Below are 19007 nucleotides of genomic sequence, written 5' to 3'. Positions count from 1 at the left end.
CGGTATGTGATGGCGGGGAGGCACCGGTGCGGCGACGGCTCCAGGAGGGATGCGACATGGGTGACCGCAAGGAACTGTTGCTCGACGAGGTGATGAAGTACCACCAGGACAAGAGCCACTTCCAGGCGTTCGTGCCCGGCGTGAGCGAAATCTGGCCCTCCGGCGCGGTTCTGGACGCCGACGACCGCGCGGCACTGGTCGAGGCGGCGCTGGAACTGCGCATCGCCGCCGGGGCGAAGGCGCAGGTGTTCGAGTCGAAGTTCGCGCGGAAACTGGGCGTGCGCAAGGCACATCTGACCAATTCCGGGTCTTCGGCCAATCTCCTGGCGCTGTCCGCGCTGACCTCGCCCACGCTCGAGGAGCACGCGCTGCGTCCCGGCGACGAGGTCGTCACCGTGGCCGCCGGGTTCCCGACGACGGTGAACCCGATCGTGCAGAACGGCCTCGTCCCGGTCTTCGTCGACGTCGAACTGGGCACGTACAACACCACGCCGGAGCGGGTCGCCGCGGCGATCGGCCCGAAGACGCGCGCCATCATGCTGGCGCACACCCTGGGCAATCCGTACCAGGTGCGGGAAATGGCCGAACTGGCCGAGGACCGCGGGCTGTTCCTCGTCGAGGACAACTGCGACGCCGTCGGCTCCACCTACCGCGGCCGGGTCACCGGCGGGTTCGGCGACCTTTCGACCGTGAGCTTCTATCCCGCCCACCACCTCACCATGGGCGAGGGCGGCTGCGTGCTGACCGCCAACCTGTCGCTGGCCCGCGTGGTCGAGTCCATGCGGGACTGGGGCCGGGACTGCTGGTGCGCCCCGGGCGAAAGCGACACCTGCCGCAAGCGGTTCTCCTGCCAGATGGGCGATCTCCCGGCGGGCTACGACCACAAGTACATCTACTCGCACGTCGGCTACAACCTGAAAACCACCGATCTGCAAGCGGCGCTTGGCTTGTCCCAGCTGTCCAAACTGGACTATTTCACCTCGGTGCGGCGGCGCAACTGGCGACGGCTGCGCGACGCGCTGGACGGCGTGCCGCACCTGATCCTGCCCGAGGCCACCCCGGGCAGCGATCCGAGCTGGTTCGGGTTCGCCGTCACGGTCGAACCCGGCGCGCCGTTCGAGCGGCGGGAGCTGATCCAGTTCCTGGAGGGCCGCAAGATCGGCACCCGGCAGCTGTTCGCGGGCAACCTGATCCGGCAACCGGCTTACCAGGGCGTGCGCTACCGGGTCTCCGGCGACCTGACGGCGAGCGACGTGATCACCGAGCAGTCGTTCTGGCTCGGCGTGTACCCGGGGCTGTCCGACGAGATGATCGACTACGTCGCCGCGTCCCTCGCCGAGTTCGCCCGGGCCCGGTGAGGGACGTGTTCGACCCGGAACTGGCCGAGGTCTGGGACCTGGTGTACGAGAACGGCCGGGGCAAGGACTACCACGACGAGGCGCTGTGGGTCGCCGACACGATCCGGCGGCTGGCGCCCGCCGCGGACAGCGTGCTCGACGTCGGCTGCGGCACCGGCGGGCATCTGGCCACGCTGGCGAAGCAGTTCCGGCACGCCGAGGGGATCGACCTGTCTCCGGCGATGGCCGCGATCGCCGCCGCGAAGTCGCCCGGCACCCCGGTGCACGTCGGCGATATGTGCGACCTCGAGCTGGGCCGCCGGTTCGACGCGGTGGTGTCGCTGTACACCGTCGTCGGCTACCTGCCCTCGGCCAGTGCGCTGCGCACGGCCATTCGCCGGATGGCCGACCACCTCAATCCGGGCGGCGTGCTCCTGGTCGAACCGTGGTGGTTCGCCGAACGCTTCATCGACGGCTACGTCGCCACCGACATCGTCGAGGTGCCCGGCCGGACGATCGCCCGGATGTCGCACACCAACCGCCGCGCCGAACGGGCGCACATGCAGATCGACTACCTGGTCGCCGAGGACGACGGCATCCGGTTCTTCGCCGAGGAGCACGACTTCGGCCTGTGGTCGCGTGCGGAGTACGAGCAGGCGTTCGACGCGGCTGATTGCGACGTCGAGTACGTCGGCGACGTCCTGTACTGCGGGGTTTTCGTGGCCCAGCCGCGCGCGGGCTCCGCGCGCAATCGGGAGGACGCCGCCGGCCGGGCTCCGCTGCGACGCTGAACGACAGAACCGCGCCGGACCGGCGAAAACCGCCCGCCCGGAACACGAGCCCACCACCGTGAGGAGAAATGGTGTCGACCACCCGAGAAGTGGCCCGCGAACAGCTCGTCCGCGGTGCCGCCGAACTGGCCCCGCTGCTGCGCAAACACGCGGTGTGGCACGACGAAAACCGGCGCTTGCACGACGAGGTGGTCGACGCGGTCGCCGACGCCGGGCTGTTCCGGCTGCGCGTGCCCCGCCGTTACGGCGGCTTCGAGGCGGACGCCCGCACCCTCGTCGAGGTCGGCGCCGCACTGGGCGCCGCGGACGGCGCGACCGCCTGGACCGCGTCGGTCTGCTGGATCACCACGTGGATGGCCGGGCTGTTCCCGGACGAGGTGCAAGACGAAGTGTTCGGCGACGGCGAAGTGCGGGTGTGCGGAACGCTGAGCCCGACCGCGATGGCCAAACCGGTCGACGGCGGCGTCGTCGTCGACGGCAAATGGGGTTTCATCAGCGGCGCCCTGCACGCCCAGTGGCAGGTGATCATCGCGGTGCTGGTCGAACCGGAAGGCGAGCCGTACCCGATCATGGCCATGGCCCCGATGTCCGACCTGCTGACGGTCGACGACTGGCACACCTCGGGCCTGCGCGGCTCGGGCAGCGTCAGCACGGTCGCCAAGGGCGTATTCGTGCCGAGTGCGCGCATTCTCCCGCTGCCCGCCGTCCTGCAGGGCCAGTACGCTTCGGTGCGCAATTCCGAACTGCCGATGTTCCGCGCCCCGCTGCTGCCAGTCGCCTCCGCCTCGTCGGTCGGCACTGTGCTCGGCCTGGCCCGGGGCGCGCGGGACACCTTCCACCGGCGCCTGCCCAACCGGAAGATCACCTACACCGACTACGAAAGCCAGAGCGCCGCGCCGCTGACCCACCACCAGGTCGCGGCCGCGACGCTCAAACTGGACCAGGCCGAGTTCCACGCGCACCGCCTGGCGTCCCTGGTGGACAGCAAAGGCGCGGAAAACACGCCGTGGAAGCTGGAGGAGTGCGCGCGGGCGCGTGCCGACCTGGGCGCCGTCGTCGCGCTGGGCCGCGAGTCGGTGGACATCTTCGCCAACGCCAGCGGCGGTTCCTCCATTTTCCTGGACGTGCCGATCCAGCGGATCGCGCGCGACGTCCATGCCGTCAATCAGCACGCCCTGATGCACCCGGACACCAACAACGAGCTCTACGGCCGGGTCCTGTGCGGCCTGGAACCCAACACGCTCTACGTCTGAGCACGGGAGGACGAACACGATGACCAGCACCGGAACCGACGCCGACAAGGCCGCGATCGCCTCGCTGACCCAGCGGGTCATGGCAGCCTGGGCCTACCACGACGGCGACGCCTTCGCCGACCTTTTCACCGACGACGGCACGATGATCCTGGCCGGGCACTTCGCCAAAGGCCGCGAGGAGATCCGGGTCTTTCTGAAGGACGCCTACGCCGGCGAGTACCGCGATACCCAGGTCACCGGCAAACCGATCGACCTGCGCTTCCTGAGCCCGGACACGGCAATCCTGCTGACCGCGGGAGGCGTCCTTTACCCAGGCGAGTCGGAAGTAGCCGACCGCAACGCGATCCGGGCCACGTGGACGGCAGTGCGGGAGGGTGGCGAGTGGAAACTGGCCGCGTATCAGAACACTCCGCGGGACAAGGTTTAGGCTGGTTTCTCGGCGACGCGATGGCTTGCGACGGCTCATGGAGACGGTTCTCGTCATGGGCACCATGGCGATAGCCGATATGTGCGGAGACCTCAGGCGACCGGAGCGGCGTTCGCGCTACCGCGCTTTCTTGGTGGTCCTGCGGAGTTTGCCGCGCAGTGCGCGGAGTGCGATCGGTCCGAGATCGTCGACCACCTCGATGAGCACAGCCAGCCGTTCGAGTGCGTCCAGGGCCGCCTCGGCCCCGTCCGGGTCGACGCCTTCGTAGAGCTCCAGTCCGACGAACCCGGCGCTCACCGCGCGTGCGAGGCCCGCGGTGTCGATCACCTCGGATACCGGCGAGTCGGCCAGCAACCTGGTCAGGGCATGCTCGATCGGGGTGATCCACAGCTGCAGGGCCGTCGCCGTGGCCTCGGCGAGTTCGGGGTCGGCCTGGGCTCCGGCCAGCATCTGGGCGAGCACCGTGACGTTGCCTTGGGCGCGTTCCTCGGCATGCAGGGAGCGGCCGAGCTCAAGCAGCTGCCGCAGATCGGTGACCTGGTCGAGACGTTCGGCGAACGGTGCCACCCTGGCCTCGGTCGCGGCGAGGCACGCGGCCTGGAGCAGGTCGTGGACGGTGCCGAAGTGGTAGAAGACCAGGGCCTGGTTGATTCCGGCGGTGGCCGCGATGCTTCGCGCCGTGGTGCCGTTGAGCCCGTGCGTGCGGATCGTCTCGATCGTGCCATCGATCAGGCGTTGTCGGGTGTCGGCCACGGCATCACCGTAGAGGCCCTGGCAGCCGGCCACCGACGGCGCCCGGGTGAGGCAGTCGCTCCGGAGGACCGGCGGGCCAGTACTCGAAGTGCCACCACTCGTTGTCGTACACCCGGTACAGGTGATGGCACGCGCCATGCCGCTCCAGCCAGCGCGAACCCTCGACCGGCCGCACGTCCAGGGCAGTTCCCGCGACGTGCCGGGACTCGTTCGCCGGCAGCGCGCGCAACCGGGCCTCCGCCGGCGACCCGCTCCGACGGACCTCCTCGGCGAACAAGCGTTCCTGTTCCCCGGCGTCCCGGTGGCCAGAGGTGAGCCCGATGAGTTCACCGTCTCGCCACAACGCCTGCGTGCGCGCTGCGATGAAGGCGGCACGGGTCGCCGGTGTCAGGCCAGTGAGGTCTTCGGCGGGGAAACGCACAGCCAGGGCCCATTGACAGGCAGTACGACGAGCGCGGCGCGGCGTGATCAGGAACGCCAATGGCAACAACGCTATTGCCAGTAGCCGGGTGACCGCCTTGTACCAGCGATCACGACAGTGGGCCCAGCCGCGATCGGGACGAACGCTGGTCATCGCTACCCCCGCTCCGGTCGTTCGCACGACCGCCCAAGCCGTCTTTGAGCAGTTGCTCAAATCGAAGCATAAACGAGTTTTGAGCAACTGCTCAAGCGGTTGCGCCGTCGACTTGGACGCGCCCCCGTGCGGTCGCCTAGCAACGGATGGGGAATCTCTTCACCGAACGCAAGAGCCCAGCGATAGTCGACCCCGCCTCACCACAGTCGTGGCGCGACGGGCGAAGCCGTGGACTCCCAGCCGGGCCCCTTCGACGCTCGGCACCACCGGAATCCGTAAGGGTTGAACTGCACTGAACCATTACCGCACGATGGCGTCCATGGAAGAAAACCGTTGCCCCCGCTGTGGCTGGCCCTTGGCCGAACTGCCCGCCTCCGCTGTCGTGCCCGCGTCGGCGGGCAGCCGGGCCGACTACGTGCGTTGCGTCTGCGGCAGCTGGATCGCCCGGCTCGGCGGGGTCGTCGTGGGGTCCACCCGGCCGCGCTGACTACCAGTGCTCGGGGCGGGCCAGCCGGGCGGGGAGCTTGGTCTCGGCATCGCCGCGGGCGGCGTTTACCTGGGACTGGGTAAGGAAAATGCTGTCGGTGAAATCAGCGCCGCGGACGTCGGCGTCGCGCAGGTCCGCACCGATGAGGTCGGCGCGGCGCAGGTCCGCGCCCCGGAGGTTGGCCGCGATCAGGTAGGCGCCGCGGAGGTTCGTGCCGCGCAGATCCGCTCCGGCGAGTTTCGCGCCGATCAGGTCGGCGCCGCGGCGGTCTTTCTTGCGCCCGGCCCCGGCGCGGACCAGCTCGCTGGCGCGCACCAGCAGCGGGTTCACCTGCGCTCGGCGGGCGTTGACGTCAATGGCCAGCACCGCGTCCACGTCTCCGTCAGTCGCCTGTTCGAGTTCGGCGATCTCCGCGTCCAGTTCCGCGTGGATCTCGCGGGTTACGGCCAGCGAACGAGCCTCGGCGAGATACCAGAGCAGTTCGTGCAGATCCCGCATCACCGGCAGCGCGGCGAACATCTGCGCGCGCGTTTCGGGAGCCTGCCGCCAGCTCCGGCCGCCGAAGGTCACTTGTGACACCTGCTGTCCGGCACCGAAGCAGTCGTACGCGGTGCAGCCCGAGAAACCCTTGGGGCGCAACCGATCGTGGATCCCGCAGCGGTAGTCGTCTTCCAGGTTCGGGCACGGGTCGCCAGCTCGCTTGTCGATGGCGAAGTCGGCGGACTTCGTGAAGGTGAGCGCGACGCAGCAGAGCGCGAAACAGCTCGCGCAGTCGGCGGTCAGGGCGCGACGGTCGGGCAAGGTCTCTCCAGCGAAGGCGGGCGAACCTGTCCAGCGTAGTCGGCGCGTACGCCGGAACACCCTGGACTGCCGCACCTCATTCTTGAGCGATCGATCCAGAAAGAGGTACGATCACCTCATGGTCCGCACTCGCGAGTTCGATACCGAAGCCGCAGTGAGCCGTGCGATGGAACTGTTCTGGTCGCGTGGCTACGAGGCGACCTCGGTGCGCGATCTGACCCAGCACCTGGGAATCGGACAGGGATCGCTGTATGCCGCCTTCGGCGACAAGGACGGCCTGTACCGAGCCGCGCTGGAGCACTACCGCACGACTCTCGCGGCGACCGCCCTGGACGGCCTGAAAAACGGCGCCGACGCCCGCTCGGCGATCCGGACGCTCCTGGTCGAGCGGATCCGGATCGCCACGTCCGATGGCGGCCGAGGCTGCCTGGCGGTCAACGCCGTCTGCGAGCGCCTGCCGGGAGACACCGCGACCCGGCGCACGGTGCGGGACATGCAGGACGCCAGCCAGGAAGCGATCGCCGAGGTGCTGCGCGTCGCGGCGGAACGTGGCGAACTCGCGCTGCGGCACGATCCGTCTGCGCTGGCGGCCTTTCTGGTCACGTTCCTCAACGGACTGCTGGTCACCGCGAAGATCACTCCGGACGCCGGCGCCCTCGAACCACTCGTGGAGGTAGCTCTGGCTGCCCTCGGCTGAGCTTTGCCGCCTTCAATCTGGATCGGTCGCTCAAGAAAGGAAGATGATGCACGACCACAACGGAACCCCGGTCCGCACCGGCCGCGCCGCGGTCAACGGAACGAGCCTGCACTACCGAACCGCCGGATCCGGACCCGCGGTGGTGCTGCTGCACGGCGTGCCCAAGACGGGGTACCACTGGCGGCACCTCGTCCCGAAACTCACGCCGCACTACACGGTCGTCGTCCCGGACCTGCGCGGCCTCGGCGATTCCGCGCGCCCCGCGGACGGGTACGACTCCGCGACCATGAGCGAGGACGTCGCCGACCTGATGGCCAGCCTCGGTCACGAGACTTACGCCGTCGTGGGGGAGGATTGGGGAGCGGTGATCGGCTACCAGCTCGCCGCCCGCCACCGAGACCGCGTCACGTCTCTGGTGTTCGCCGAGGCGTTGTTCCCCGGGTTCGGTTTCGAGGACCACACCGCGCTCACCGCCGAGAACGTCGCGAGCGGCATGCATCTGTGGCACCTCGGCTTCTACTTCCAGCCGGACGTCCCCGAAATGCTCATCGCCGGTCACGAGCGCGAGCTGATCACCTATATGATCAAGTTCGAACGCAGCCGCCCGGACAGCGCCACGCCGGACGCGATCGAGGAGTACGTGCGCTGCTACTCCATGCCCGGCGGCATCCGCGCGATGCTCGCGATCTACCGGGCGATGCTCGTCGACGCCGAGCAGAACCGGCAAGCGGCGCAACGGAAACTGGACCTGCCCGTCCTCGCGCTCGGCGGCTCGGCGTTCCTCGGCGAACGCGCCGAATCCCAGATGCGGATCATGGCCGACGACGTCACCGGCCTCGTTTTCGACGCCGGGCACGACCTCGCCGAGGAAGTGCCCGACGAGATGGCCGACGCGCTCCTTCCGTTCCTCGCCAAGCACCAGTAGCGCCGGGCGTCAGGAGAGGGGCTGGTCGATCTGCTCGCGCAGGATGTCGCCGTGTCCGGCGTGCCGGGCGAATTCCTGGATCATGGCGAGCAGCGTCCAGCGCATGCTGACGGTTCCCTCGCCCGGGAACTCTTTGGTGTCGTCGAGGTCGAACCGCGCGGCGATCTCCCGTGACCGCTGGCTGGCGCGCTCGTACTCGGCGATCACGTCGGCCACGGTTTCGTCGTCGGCGACCGCGAAGGTGCCTACGTCGCGCTTGGAGTATCCGTCGCATTCGGACTCGTCGAGACCCGCCCAGAACCGCTGAAACCAAATGCGTTCCGCGGCGGCGGCGTGCTTGACCACGGAAATCGGCGTCGACAGCGACGCGACGAGCCGTCGGCGGGCATCGGCCTCGGACAGGCCGCGGAGGGTCTCGACCAGCGCTTCGCGGTTGCGGTCGAGCGTGTTCTCGAGAAGTTCTCGCTCGGTGCCGTTGGTGAGGCGTTCGGTGGGCATGGTTGTACTCCGTTCTCGGGCATGGCTGGGACGGCCTGGACGAGGCCGGGATCGGTGAAGTGTGCTCACTAGGGGAGCGCGCCTGCGCGGGCCAGGAAAGGCACCGCGAGCGATGACCGTCAGCCGGGAAGACCCGGTGACCGACCGGTATTCAACCACAACCCTGCCGGGTGTGGTGGCTGCTTCGGCAACAGCCACCACACCCGGCTACTCGGCCTCTTCCTTCTCCGCCTCGCGAAGCCGCCGCAACTCGTCCAGCTCCGCCTGCTGGGCACTGACGCGAGCGCGCAGTTCTCCCAGCTCAGCGTGCAGCGGTGCGAGCGTCTCGGCATACGTCTTGGTCGCCTGACTCAACTGCACCGCCGCCTCGGCGACCCGCTGATCGGCCGCCGCCTGCACGCCGCGCACCCGTTCGTCGGCCTCCGCAGCCTGTTCACGCAGCCGTTCGTCAGCCTGGATACGCAGCCGCTGCTCCTGCTCACGCATCCGATTTTCGTGCTCGGCGACCAGCGACGCCCGAAGCTCCTGCTGCGCCTCCGCCGCGGTGCGCCGCGCCTGCTCCAGATCCTCGACCGCCGTCGCGCGCAACGCGGAAATCTCACGCTGCAACGCCGTGACCCGATCGTGCGCGGCCGCCGCCTGTTCGAGCGCCCGCTGCCGGTTGTTCTCGGCTTCATCACGGACAGCCAGCGCGGCTTCCTGCGCTTTCCTTGCCTCAGAAGCGTTCGCGAGCGCAGCGTCGCGCTCCGCCCGGTCCACTTCGGACTGTTTCTTGGCCTCTGCCTCCGCCTCACGCGCTTCATCCGCGGCGGCCACCGCGCGGTCCCGTTCCGCCTTCGCCGCCCGGGCCTGTTCCCTCGCCTCGTCGCGCGCAGCCTCGGCTTCCTCCCGCGCTTTGAGGGCGGCCGCGGTCTGGTCGTTGACGTGCGTGCGCAGCGCGGTCAACTCCGCGTGCAGCGGGTCCAGCGCGGAGAGCGCCGCGCCGAGCTGCTCGTCGAGCACCCGGGTGTCGAGCTGGGTCATCGGCTGGTCGGGGCCGTAGACGGTCACCCAGATCTCTCGCTGCTCGTCGAGCATCGCGCAGGTGATGACCTTCGCGCCCCACCTGCCGTACCGCTCCGGATCGGCCGGGCAGTACGGCGTCGGCCGCCCGCCCTGCCGGGGGATCGGGGGGAGCGGCTGGCCGCAGTACGCACACCCCGCCTCGTCTCCGGAAGCCATCGCGCGCACGGTCGCCTCCCGGCGCTCGTCCCGGCTCCCACGCCGCATCGGTGGCGTCGCCGTCTCCATCTGTGCCCCTTTCCGCAGGTGGAGACCACTATACAGTTAGAGTTTCAATACTGAATCACTAGGTATCGGATAGCAAACTGAAACTACTGAGAATGATGATACTGCATGAACTATATGGATAACTGAGATTATTCATATAGTCATGCGTCAGACCGCCGCGATGACGCATTCTGACGCCCAGAGGCCTCAGAATCCCGGCCGTCGGCCCGGCAGCGACCGCTGCCGGGCCGCGGAGATCAGGAGAAGATCACGTCCGAGCAGGAGTAGAAGGCCTCGCCGGAGTCGGGCCAGTGGCGCTGCCAGATCGAGTAGATCAGGTGCCTGCCGGTGCGCCCGCCGGGCAGGTTCGCCTGGAGCTGGTAGGCGTTCCCGGCGATGGGCGGGTTGTCCTGCTTGTAGAACGGGGTGTCTTCCAGGTCGGACCACTTGAGCGGTTTCGTGGGGTCGTAGCCCGGTTTGGTGACGTACAGCTCGAAGGTGCCCTCGTGCGCGGCGGTCAGCTGGTACTGGAAGGTGTACGGGCCGCTGCTCGGCAGCGGGGTCGCCGGCCAGTCGTCGCGGGCCAGGTCGAGGCCCTTGTACTTGTCCCGGCCGGCGCTGCACAGCTTGCCGTCCGGGATGATCTCGCGGCTGCGGCCGCTGGCGTCGCCGATGTTGACCTCGTCCCAGTCGTAGATCGGCCAGCTGTCGCCCACCGCGACGGCGGCCTTGCACGCGGCGGACTGCGGATTCTCCGGACCCTCCTGGAAACACTGCATGATCCGGCTGACCGGATTGCCCATCGAGCCGTGCGCGAGGGCGGGGACGGCGGTGAACACCGAGGTCGTGCCGAGCACGGCGGTCAGGATCGCGACTTTGACGGCGGAGCGGGAAAACCTCATCGCGGGGTTCCTCTCTTGAGAGGTCTAGACCACCCCACGGTAGGGTTTCCGGCGCACCGGCCTGTAGGCCCGAAAGTCGGGCACGGGTGATTTCGCCCGTGCTCCGCTCGCCTCAGCGCCCCGAGAGGCGGAGAAGCGCGATCGCTGTCATCGCCCTTTGGCGCTGAATCCTTACAACTCCCGGTTCACCACGCTGCCCGTCCGCACCGTCGCGAACCCCAGCCGGTGATTGACCGCGATCATGTGCGCGTTGCCCGCCCCGGTGGCGGTCCAGACCTGCTTGACGCCAGGCCGGTCCGCCGTGAACCACCGCAGCATCTCCGACTTCATCGCCAACCCCAAGCCGTGCCCGCGATGCGCGGCCAGCACCGCGGTGTCGCCTTGCTGCAACCGCTCCGGCAGCAGCGGCCGCGACTCCATCTCCGTCAACCCGACAACCTCGCCCCCGGCTGCGACCGCCACGACCGTCCGATGCTCGATGTCCCGCGAGCGATACGAGGCCTCGACCCGCCGGACCCGGTCCACCGACCAATCCGGCGCTTCAAGGCCGGACTCGCCCAGCGGCGCGTCGCCGATCGCCGCGCGAGCCTTCGCGTACGCCTCGACCAGCTTCTCCGGTGCCGCCCCGACCCATCGCACCAGCCGGTATCCCGAAGGAGCCGCCGCTTCCCACCGTCCGCGGTCGACCTCGTCCAGCTCCATGATCTGCAGGACCGCGGAATGCACGATCCGGAAGCCGAGCCCCAGTGCCCAGCTCTCGCCGGGACCGCCGAGCGTCAGGTTCCATCCCTCCACCCGCGTCCGGCCGCGCTCCCGCAGCATCGGCTCCAGCGCGTGCAGCAGTTCCGTCCCGATGCCCTGCCGCCGCACGTCCGGGTGCACGTGGATCCGCACGAGGGCGAGCTGGTCGTTCCCGTCGGCGGGCAGGACCACGACTGCTCGGGCGACGAGCCGCTCGTCCCGGTGCGCGGTCCACACCAGCTGTTCGCCCGCCTGGATCTGCGGTGCGCGCACTCCGGAGATCGTCTCCTGCCGCGTCATCGGCGGACGTTCCGGGGTGTCCAGCCGATAGGCGGCGAACTGCAGCTCGTGCAGCTCGTCCCAGTCCGCGTCGCTCGCCCGGTCGGCGTCGAAAAGCCGTACCTCCAGCACTGCCGCCCCCTCCAGATCGGAAACCCTCTGGAGAAAGTTAGCGCCGATGCAGTGGGGTTTGCCGCCGAATTGAGACCTGGACCGGCAGTGCCGTAAGCCCGCGCAGGGTCGCGGTGTCCTCCCAAGCCGGACTTCCGGCCAAGGTGAGCGTGATTTCGTTGTCCCGCAGGCAGTCGAAAAGCGTCCGCAGTTGAAGCCCGACCAGGGCGGCACCGAGGCAGGAGTGCGCGCCGCGGCCGAATCCGAGGTGCAGGCCGCGCCGGGGCCGCGGATTCACCTCGTCTGGGCAAGGAAAAACAGCGGGATCCCGGTTCGCCGCGGCCAGCAGCACGATCACCACGTCGCCGCGCCGGATGCGCCGGCCGCCCAGTTCAGCGTCGGCGACGCACATCCGGCCGTCGGCCTGAACGGAACCGTCGAGGCGGACCAGTTCGTCGGCGAGGTCGTCCGGTCCGTCCGAAGTGGACAGCAGGCCGGGTCGGCGGGCCAGGCGCAGCAAAGCGGCTCCGAGCAGGCGGCTGGACGATTCGTACCCGGCGTGCAGGACCGCGCGGAGCGAGTTGGCCAGCAGGTCCGCCGAAATGCCCGGGCGGACGCAGCGGGCGCGGCTGGCGGCGGCGATCAAGCCGGTCTGGGCTGGAGATTCCAGCCAGCTCGAGACGAGTTCGCTCAGCTTGGCCCGGGCCTGGTTCCCGGCCGCCGCGCGGGACGGGTCGAGACCGGCGTCCATGCTGCGCACGATAGCGTTGGAGTAACGCTCGAACTCTTCGCCACCCGGCGGTTGCACGCCGAGATACCGGCTGATCGTGTCGAGCGCGACCGGGCGGGCGAAGCCGCGCACCAGGTCGGCGGGGCTGTCGTCGGCCAAGGCGAGCAGTCGGGAGGTCATGGTCGTGCGCAGATGTTCGGCCATGGCGCGCTGTGGCGTTTGGCGCAGCGCGGAGACCAGCAGGCGACGGATCCCGGTGTGCTCCGGCGGGTCCAGCCGTTGCAGGCTCAGCGACGCGGCGGGGACGTCGATCCCGGCCCGGCGGAAATCCGAGGCGTAGCGGGCGGGATCGGCGAGCACCTGGCGTCCGGCGGCGTGCTCGGTGACGACCCAGGAGCCCAGCATTCCGTGCCAGTACACCGGATGCGCCTCGCGCAGCGAGCGGTAGTACGGATGCGGATCGGCGAGCACGCGCGGGTCGAGCGGCTCGTAGTACGGGTCGTCGGGCGAGGTCACAACGTCCTCCGGTTCCCCGGCGAAGCACGCCGCGGTCGGGTGGGATGGGAGCGGGCGCGTTGCGGCCGATCGGGTCGCGACGCGCCCGCGGGTGGGCCGGATCAGTGGACGTACAGCATCAGCTTTTCACCTCCCGATTCGCGTTCCCGGCAGCGGAAAACCGCGCCCGCGGCGGGCGAAAGCCAGCGGGCGCGTTCTCGGCGTGCGGCCGCGCCGCCCGGGCTGTGGCCCATCGTGGCCGGGCCGCCTTGTCGAAACCTTGCAGCGACCTTGAAACCGCGGCGGCGGGGCTGGTATCCCGGAAATGACCCAGGGAGGTTCCGTGTGCGGCACCGAGGTCAGGGTTCTCGGAGAGGTCGAAATACGGGTCGGCGGGCGGATTCTCGGCCTCGGCCCGCCCCGGCAGCGCCGGCTTCTGGCGGCGCTGCTCGTCCAGCCGAACGTCCAGATCTCGACCGGCGAGCTGATCAGCCGGGTCTGGAACGGCTCTCCGCCGGCTCGCGTGCACACCGCGCTCTACAGCTACGTTTCCCGGCTCCGCGCGGTGTTCCAGTGCAGTGATCGACTGGTGCTGACGCGCGGGCACCGCGGATATGTGCCGCTCGTGGACGAGGACGACATCGACCTGTGCCGGTTTCGCGGCCTGGTGTCGCGGGCGCGGCAGGCCGGCACCGACCGGCGGCGGGCGAAACTGGCCTACGAGAGGGCGTTGTCGTTGTGCCGCGGCGTTCCGTTCGCCGAGGTCGACGCCGCGTGGCTGGTCGAGCTGCGCGCCCGGTTCGCGGCCGAACGCCTCGGTGCGGAGCTGGATCTGTTCGACATCTGCCTGCGGGAAGGCAGATCCTCGGACCTGCTCGGCCCGTTGAACGACTACGCCGCCGAACATCCGCTGGACGAACGGATCGCCGCACAGCTGATGACGGTGCTGTGCCGGCATGGCCGTCAGGCGGACGCGCTTCGCCGGTACGCCGGGCTGAGCCGTCGTCTCCGCGACGAGCTGGGCGTCGATCCCGGCGCACGGCTGGCGGAGCTGCACTGCCGGATCCTGTCCGGTGCGTGCCCTTAACCCGGCTCGGCCGCCCGCAGCAGCAGATCCCGCAGCGCGAGTGCGACTTCCGACGGTGTCTCGGGCAGCAGGACGACCTGGTCGGCAGTCGTCGACGGCCCGGTCAGCGGGATGATCCGCAGTCCCGGCGGCTGGTGGTCCAGCGCTGAGCCGACGGTGATCCCGATGCCCGTTCCGGCCGCGACGTGGGCGGCGATCGCCTGGACGCTGTCGGCGGTCCGGATGATCCGCAGGTCCGCGCCGCTGATCCGGAACGCGGACAGCAGCCGGTCGCAGAGCCCGCTGTTGATCTGGTGCGGCCAGGTCAGCAGCGCGGTCGAGGACAGTTCGGCCGCGCTCAGTTCCGTATGCCCGGCAAGGGGATGTGCCGCGGGAACCAGTGCGACGAACCGTTCGGCGGACAGCACTCTCGCCCGCACGCCGTTGATCCCGCCGGTCGCCCAGCCGATGCCGAGCCCGACGGTTTCCGCGCGCAGGGCGGCGAGCTGAGCGGTGGTCGGCATCGCCTCGGGCACGATCGTGACGTCCGGGAACCGCTCGCGCAGTGGCGGCAGGCAGCGCAGCAGTACCTGGTGCGCGGTGTATTCGGCGTGGGCGACGACGAGCGTGGTGCGTTTCCGGTCGCCGTTGGCCAGGGCGCGGCCGCGGTGCTGAAAGCGGCGCAGCTGGGCGAGGGCGGCGTGCGCGTCGGGCAGGAGGGCTTCGCCGAGGTCGGTCAGCGCGACTCGGCGGCTGGTGCGGTGGAACAGCTTGCCGCCCAAGCTTTTCTCGAGACGGCGGACGGCGTCGCTGACTGTCGGCTGTCCGCGGTGCAGCCGTTCGGCCGCGCGGCCGAAATGCAGCTCCTCCGCGACCGCGACGAACGCTTCCAGCTCGATCCGGTCCACCGGAGCAGGCTAGCCCGATCGATCGGTGGCACCGATCGCTGGGTGCCGGAGAACGGCGTTGATGGGGCCGGGCGGGAGGGATGAGATGGGGAGCAAGCAGGGGATTTCCCCACGACCGGAAGAAGTTCTCGCATGACAGCCACTGCCGTTGACCGCACACCCGAAGCCACCGTGACCGTCGTCTGCCATTCGGTGCACGGGCACACCCGCCTGCTGGCCGAGCACCTTGCCGAGGGTGCGCGGCAAGTGCCAGGGGTGCGGGTGCGTCTCGTCGAACTGCGGGCCGAGGACGTGAACGCGGGCCGCTGGCACGACAGCGAGGTCATGGCGCTGCTGGACCGTTCCGACGCGATCGTGTTCGGCTGCCCGACGCTGATGGGCAGCGTGTCCGCGGTGTTCAAGGCGTTCATGGAGGCCGCGTTCACGGTCTTCACGACGCAGGCGTGGAAGGACAAACTGGCCGGCGGGTTCACCATGTCCGCGTCGCAGAGCGGCGACAAGCTGGCGGTGCTGCAGCAGTTGTCGGTGTTCGCGGCACAGCTGGGCATGCAGTGGATCGGCGTGGGCGACATGCCGGGCAACAACTGGAGCGGCGGCACCCGCGACGACGTCAACCGGCTCGGCTCGTGGCTGGGGCTGATGAGCCAGAGCCACGCCGACCTCGGCCCGGAGGACGCGGGCTCGCTCGGCGACCGGGTCACCGCGCAGCGGTACGGCGAGCGGATCGCCCGGCTGACGCAGCGGTGGGTCAACGGCGTGCCGTACGAGACCGGCCGGATGACCGAGCACGAGGCCCGCGCGCTGTCGGCGTCGCTGCGGGAGGCGGTGGCCTGAGCGGCCTGGGGGTGCGGGACGCGCCCGCACCCCCAGGATTCCTACGTCCCGGCGGCGAACTCGGCGAGCAGGCCGTGCGGTGCGTCGGGGCCGAACATCTGCTTCTGCAGGTGTGCGCCGTCGGCCGCGGTTTCCGCCGCACGCGGGAACATCGCCTGCTCGTACTCGGCGAACGCGGCCTCGACGTCGCCGGGACGCGCGGCGAGAGCGATCCCGAGTTCGGCGCCGTCGAGCATGGCCAGGTTCGCGCCTTCCCCGTTCGGCGGGGCGAGGTGCGCGGCGTCGCCGACCAGCGTCACGCCCGGCACGCGCTCCCACCGGTGCCCGATCGGCAAGCCGTAGTACGGCCGGAAGACCGGTGCGGTGTCGGTTTCGGTGATCAGCGTGGTCAACGCGCTCGCCCAGCCCGCGAACTCTGCCGCGATCCGGGCCGTCGCGGCGGCGGGGTCGGCGAAATCGATGCCGCCGAACCATTCCAGCGGTCGCGTGAGCCCGATGTAGGCGTGCAGGGTCCCGTTCCGCTCGCGGTGCGCGGTGATGCACTGGCCCGGCGCGGGCACCAGCAGCATCCCGCCGCCGACCGCTTCGGCCGCGGCGGGGAAGCGGCGATCGGAGTCGTGGACGAAGGTCTCGATGGCCGCCGCGCCGGCGTATTCCGGTTTCGCCGGGGAAAGCAGCGGCCGGACCTTCGACCACGCGCCGTCCGCGCCCACCAGCAGCTCCGTGGTGACCGTCCTTCCGTTGCCGAAGGCGACCTCGTAGCCGTCGCCGACGGCGCGCACGCCGCTGACCTTGTGTCCCCAGTGGACAGTGCCGTCGGGCAGCGAGTCGATCAGCAGTTGCCGCAGCTCGCCGCGGTGGACTTCGGGACGGCCGCCGGTGCCGTCGTCGGGTTGTTTGAACAGCACTGTCCCGTCGCGGCTCAGCAGCCGGATCTCTTGTCTCCCTTCGAGGATCAGGGTGCGGAATTCCGCGGCGAGCCCGGCGGCTTCGACGGCGAGCTGGCCGTTGTAGTCGTGGATGTCGAGCAGGCCGCCCTGGGCGCGCGAGGTCGGGGACGGTTCGGCCTCGTAGACCGCGGCCGGGATGCCGTGGACGTGCAGGACGCGGGCGAGGGTGAGGCCGCCGAGCCCGGCGCCGACGATCGTGACGGGTGTGGTCATGACAAAACTCCTTCTCAAATGAGGACTGGTACGCCATTCCATATTGGAACGGCGCTCCAGATGTGTCAAGATGGACCCATGGCTACGGGGACGCGCCGGGCACAGCGGCGCACGGAGGCGCTCTCGCGGGAGCGCATCGTCGAGGCGGCGGTGGAACTGCTGGACGCGGCCGGCGAGGGCGGCCTGACGTTCCGGGTGCTCACCGAACGGCTCGCGACCGGGCCCGGGGCGATCTACTGGCACGTCGCGAACAAGGGCGAGCTGCTGGTCGCCGCGACCGACGCGGTGGTGGCGGACGCGCTGGCGGCGGAGCCGACCGGATCGCCGCGGGAAGACGTGCACGCGGTAGCGCTCGGGCTGTTCTCCGCGATCGACGCGCATCCGTGGCTCGCCGCGCAGCTTCTGCTTCAACTGTCGCGGAGCCCGGGCGGGCCGGTGGCGCCGCGCATCCTCGAAAGCCTCGGCCGCCGTGTCCGCGCGCTGGGCGTGCCGGAGGAGCACTGGTTCACCGCGACGTCGGTGCTGATGCACTACGTCCTGGGCGCGGCCGGGCAGAACGCGGCGAACAGCCAGGTCGCCTCGCCGGACGCGGACCGTGCCGAATTCCTCGCCGCCACAGCGGAAGCGTGGGCGGCGCTCGACCCCGGGGACTACGAGACGACCCGCATGATGGCGAGCCAGATGCGCGAGCACGACGACCGCGAGCAGTTCCTCGCCGGAATCGATCTCGTGCTCGCCGGGGTGGCGGCGCTGTATCCGGGCGGGCGCGCATGACCCTCGCGATCGCCGATGCCGGGGGAGCGGGCAAAGACGCGCGGGAACGATTCGCGGAATTCCTGCGCGTGTACGCCTCGCTCAACACCCGCGTCGCGTACGCGACCGATCTCGGCATCCCGCTCGACTGGGTGCCCGGCTACCAGCCGCCCGATCCGGGACGCCGCCGAGGCCGTGCGCGGCGGACGGATCCGGACGCGCTCGCGTGGCTGCCGTGGTGCCTGCGCAACGGGTTCACGTCGTTCGCCGACGTCCGGGTGGAGCACGTCGAGCAGTGGCTGGACGAGCTGGCGCGGGCCGGGTACCGCGACGCGACGCGCGGCCGGATGCTGTCGGCGGTGTCCGCGTTCTACCGCAAGTACCTGCTGCGGGAAGGCTTGGCCGGGCACAATCCCGCCGCGCTCGTGGACCGGCGCGCGCAGCATCTCAACCGGCCTTCCGGCGTCCCGTCGCAGACCGCGCGCTGGTCGTTCGAGGCGTGCCGGGCGCTGCTGCTCGCGGCATGGCTGCTGGTCGAGCACAGCCGGAACGGCCTCCGGGACCGGGCGATGGTCGAGATCCTGATCGGCACCGGGGTGCGCGCGGAGGAACTCGTCGGCGTCGATCTCGGCGACTACCGGCGTCCGACCGCAGGCGGCTTCGGCGTGCTTCGCGTGCACGGCAAGGGGTCCAAGGACCGCGAGGTCGCGCTGGCCGCGCCGGTGGCGGACGCGCTCGACGCTTATCTGGCGGAGCGGGTCACGCCGCGAGTCCCGGCGCTGCGCGGGCAGGTCGGCGCGAACCGGGCCGAGCCGCTGTTCGTGACGAGCACCGGGGCGCGCGTGCACGTTTCGCACGTGACAGCGTTGCTGCGGAGGCTGTGCGCGACGTTCTGCCAGCCGCCCAAGACCGCGCGCCTGCGGGAAGTGCTCGACACCGCCGAGGCCCGGTTCGTCGCGACGCACCTGCAGCCGTTGTGCGACACCATCCATCCGCATTCGGCGCGCCACTCCTACGCGACGCACGCGATCGAGCGAGGGGTCCCGCCGCGGCAGGTGCAGCGCGATCTCGGGCACGCCGCGTTGTCGACCACGGAGGGCTATCTCCACGACGAGAACGCCATCCGGGACTCGGCCGCGCACGAACTCGCCCCGGCGCTGCACCGCGGCTGGCTCGGCTAGTACCGCTTGTGCTCGGTGCTGATCGCCGGTTT

22 protein-coding genes are annotated in these 19007 nt (G+C 70.0%); 11 read left to right on the top strand and 11 right to left on the bottom strand.

From position 1 onward, the window contains the following. Positions 1 to 56 precede the first annotated feature (56 nt). From rfbH to ACZ63D_RS25155, 4 genes are all read left to right on the top strand, one after another. Entirely contained in the window at positions 57 to 1358 is a 1302-nt protein-coding gene (rfbH, locus tag ACZ63D_RS25170) for a lipopolysaccharide biosynthesis protein RfbH (protein ID WP_465356792.1), read from the top strand. A gap of 5 nt (positions 1359 to 1363) precedes the next feature. Next, positions 1364 to 2128 (top strand): class I SAM-dependent methyltransferase, encoded by a 765-nt coding sequence (locus tag ACZ63D_RS25165; RefSeq protein WP_465356791.1) that lies wholly within the window; start codon positions 1364 to 1366, stop codon positions 2126 to 2128. A 71-nt stretch (positions 2129 to 2199) separates the two neighbouring features. Continuing rightward, on the top strand, positions 2200 to 3381 hold the full coding sequence (locus tag ACZ63D_RS25160) for an acyl-CoA dehydrogenase family protein (RefSeq protein WP_465356790.1): 1182 nt from the start codon (positions 2200 to 2202) through the stop codon (positions 3379 to 3381). A 19-nt stretch (positions 3382 to 3400) separates the two neighbouring features. Then, positions 3401 to 3808, top strand: a complete 408-nt coding sequence (locus ACZ63D_RS25155; RefSeq protein WP_465356789.1) for an SgcJ/EcaC family oxidoreductase — start codon at positions 3401 to 3403, stop codon at positions 3806 to 3808. A 117-nt stretch (positions 3809 to 3925) separates the two neighbouring features. Here ACZ63D_RS25155 and ACZ63D_RS25150 read toward each other — a convergent pair whose 3' ends face one another. After that, the gene (locus ACZ63D_RS25150; protein ID WP_465356788.1) at positions 3926 to 4561 is read right to left on the bottom strand and encodes a TetR/AcrR family transcriptional regulator; all 636 of its coding nucleotides are present in this window, start codon (positions 4559 to 4561) and stop codon (positions 3926 to 3928) included. Between the two features lie 4 nt (positions 4562 to 4565). Further along, positions 4566 to 5135, bottom strand: a complete 570-nt coding sequence (locus tag ACZ63D_RS25145) for a D-alanyl-D-alanine carboxypeptidase family protein (protein ID WP_465356787.1) — start codon at positions 5133 to 5135, stop codon at positions 4566 to 4568. A gap of 319 nt (positions 5136 to 5454) precedes the next feature. Here ACZ63D_RS25145 and ACZ63D_RS25140 point away from each other — a divergent pair, with 319 nt between their 5' ends. Next, a complete protein-coding gene (locus tag ACZ63D_RS25140; RefSeq protein ID WP_465356786.1) occupies positions 5455 to 5622 on the top strand; it encodes a hypothetical protein in 168 nt (55 codons plus the stop codon). Here ACZ63D_RS25140 and ACZ63D_RS25135 read toward each other — a convergent pair whose 3' ends face one another. After that, on the bottom strand, positions 5623 to 6423 hold the full coding sequence (locus ACZ63D_RS25135; RefSeq protein WP_465356785.1) for a pentapeptide repeat-containing protein: 801 nt from the start codon (positions 6421 to 6423) through the stop codon (positions 5623 to 5625). A gap of 118 nt (positions 6424 to 6541) precedes the next feature. Between ACZ63D_RS25135 and ACZ63D_RS25130 the strand changes: the two genes are divergently transcribed. Further along, complete coding sequence (locus ACZ63D_RS25130; protein ID WP_465356784.1) at positions 6542 to 7120, top strand: TetR/AcrR family transcriptional regulator; 579 nt, start codon at positions 6542 to 6544, stop codon at positions 7118 to 7120. A 43-nt stretch (positions 7121 to 7163) separates the two neighbouring features. Beyond that, positions 7164 to 8045 (top strand): alpha/beta fold hydrolase, encoded by an 882-nt coding sequence (locus tag ACZ63D_RS25125; protein WP_465356783.1) that lies wholly within the window; start codon positions 7164 to 7166, stop codon positions 8043 to 8045. 9 nt (positions 8046 to 8054) lie between these two features. Here the strand turns inward: ACZ63D_RS25125 and ACZ63D_RS25120 are convergent, their stop codons facing one another. From ACZ63D_RS25120 to ACZ63D_RS25095, 6 genes are all read right to left on the bottom strand, one after another. Continuing rightward, entirely contained in the window at positions 8055 to 8543 is a 489-nt protein-coding gene (locus ACZ63D_RS25120) for a DinB family protein (RefSeq protein ID WP_465356782.1), read from the bottom strand. Positions 8544 to 8750: 207 nt separating this feature from the next. Beyond that, positions 8751 to 9764 (bottom strand): hypothetical protein, encoded by a 1014-nt coding sequence (locus tag ACZ63D_RS25115; protein WP_465356781.1) that lies wholly within the window; start codon positions 9762 to 9764, stop codon positions 8751 to 8753. A 305-nt stretch (positions 9765 to 10069) separates the two neighbouring features. After that, positions 10070 to 10714, bottom strand: coding sequence for a lytic polysaccharide monooxygenase auxiliary activity family 9 protein (locus ACZ63D_RS25110; RefSeq protein ID WP_465356780.1), 645 nt, complete (start codon positions 10712 to 10714; stop codon positions 10070 to 10072). A 171-nt stretch (positions 10715 to 10885) separates the two neighbouring features. Further along, complete coding sequence (locus ACZ63D_RS25105; protein ID WP_465356779.1) at positions 10886 to 11866, bottom strand: GNAT family N-acetyltransferase; 981 nt, start codon at positions 11864 to 11866, stop codon at positions 10886 to 10888. A 37-nt stretch (positions 11867 to 11903) separates the two neighbouring features. After that, on the bottom strand, positions 11904 to 13091 hold the full coding sequence (locus ACZ63D_RS25100) for a cytochrome P450 (RefSeq protein WP_465356778.1): 1188 nt from the start codon (positions 13089 to 13091) through the stop codon (positions 11904 to 11906). A 101-nt stretch (positions 13092 to 13192) separates the two neighbouring features. Beyond that, a complete protein-coding gene (locus ACZ63D_RS25095; RefSeq protein WP_465356777.1) occupies positions 13193 to 13324 on the bottom strand; it encodes a hypothetical protein in 132 nt (43 codons plus the stop codon). Positions 13325 to 13413: 89 nt separating this feature from the next. Between ACZ63D_RS25095 and ACZ63D_RS25090 the strand changes: the two genes are divergently transcribed. Beyond that, positions 13414 to 14157 carry an AfsR/SARP family transcriptional regulator gene (locus ACZ63D_RS25090; protein ID WP_465356776.1) on the top strand — a complete coding sequence of 248 codons (744 nt, stop codon included), beginning with the start codon at positions 13414 to 13416 and terminating at the stop codon, positions 14155 to 14157. On the opposite strand, the gene ACZ63D_RS25085 is transcribed toward ACZ63D_RS25090, so the two are convergent. Then, a complete protein-coding gene (locus ACZ63D_RS25085; RefSeq protein ID WP_465356775.1) occupies positions 14154 to 15044 on the bottom strand; it encodes a LysR family transcriptional regulator in 891 nt (296 codons plus the stop codon). The two genes, ACZ63D_RS25090 and ACZ63D_RS25085, sit on opposite strands and share 4 nt — an antisense overlap. A 132-nt stretch (positions 15045 to 15176) precedes the next feature. On the opposite strand from ACZ63D_RS25085, the gene ACZ63D_RS25080 reads away from it, so the two are divergent. Further along, positions 15177 to 15878 carry a flavodoxin family protein gene (locus tag ACZ63D_RS25080; RefSeq protein ID WP_465356774.1) on the top strand — a complete coding sequence of 234 codons (702 nt, stop codon included), beginning with the start codon at positions 15177 to 15179 and terminating at the stop codon, positions 15876 to 15878. Positions 15879 to 15919: 41 nt separating this feature from the next. Here ACZ63D_RS25080 and ACZ63D_RS25075 read toward each other — a convergent pair whose 3' ends face one another. Then, the gene (locus ACZ63D_RS25075) at positions 15920 to 17041 is read right to left on the bottom strand and encodes an FAD-dependent oxidoreductase (protein WP_465356773.1); all 1122 of its coding nucleotides are present in this window, start codon (positions 17039 to 17041) and stop codon (positions 15920 to 15922) included. A 78-nt stretch (positions 17042 to 17119) separates the two neighbouring features. Between ACZ63D_RS25075 and ACZ63D_RS25070 the strand changes: the two genes are divergently transcribed. Continuing rightward, on the top strand, positions 17120 to 17815 hold the full coding sequence (locus ACZ63D_RS25070) for a TetR/AcrR family transcriptional regulator (RefSeq protein WP_465356772.1): 696 nt from the start codon (positions 17120 to 17122) through the stop codon (positions 17813 to 17815). Then, positions 17812 to 18975 carry a tyrosine-type recombinase/integrase gene (locus ACZ63D_RS25065; RefSeq protein ID WP_465356771.1) on the top strand — a complete coding sequence of 388 codons (1164 nt, stop codon included), beginning with the start codon at positions 17812 to 17814 and terminating at the stop codon, positions 18973 to 18975. The genes ACZ63D_RS25070 and ACZ63D_RS25065 overlap by 4 nt, the downstream gene beginning before the upstream one ends. Positions 18976 to 19007: the final 32 nt, after the last annotated feature.

This window comes from Amycolatopsis sp. NPDC104775, from assembly GCF_055583325.1.
This window is presented reverse-complemented; position numbering and strand designations above follow the sequence as displayed.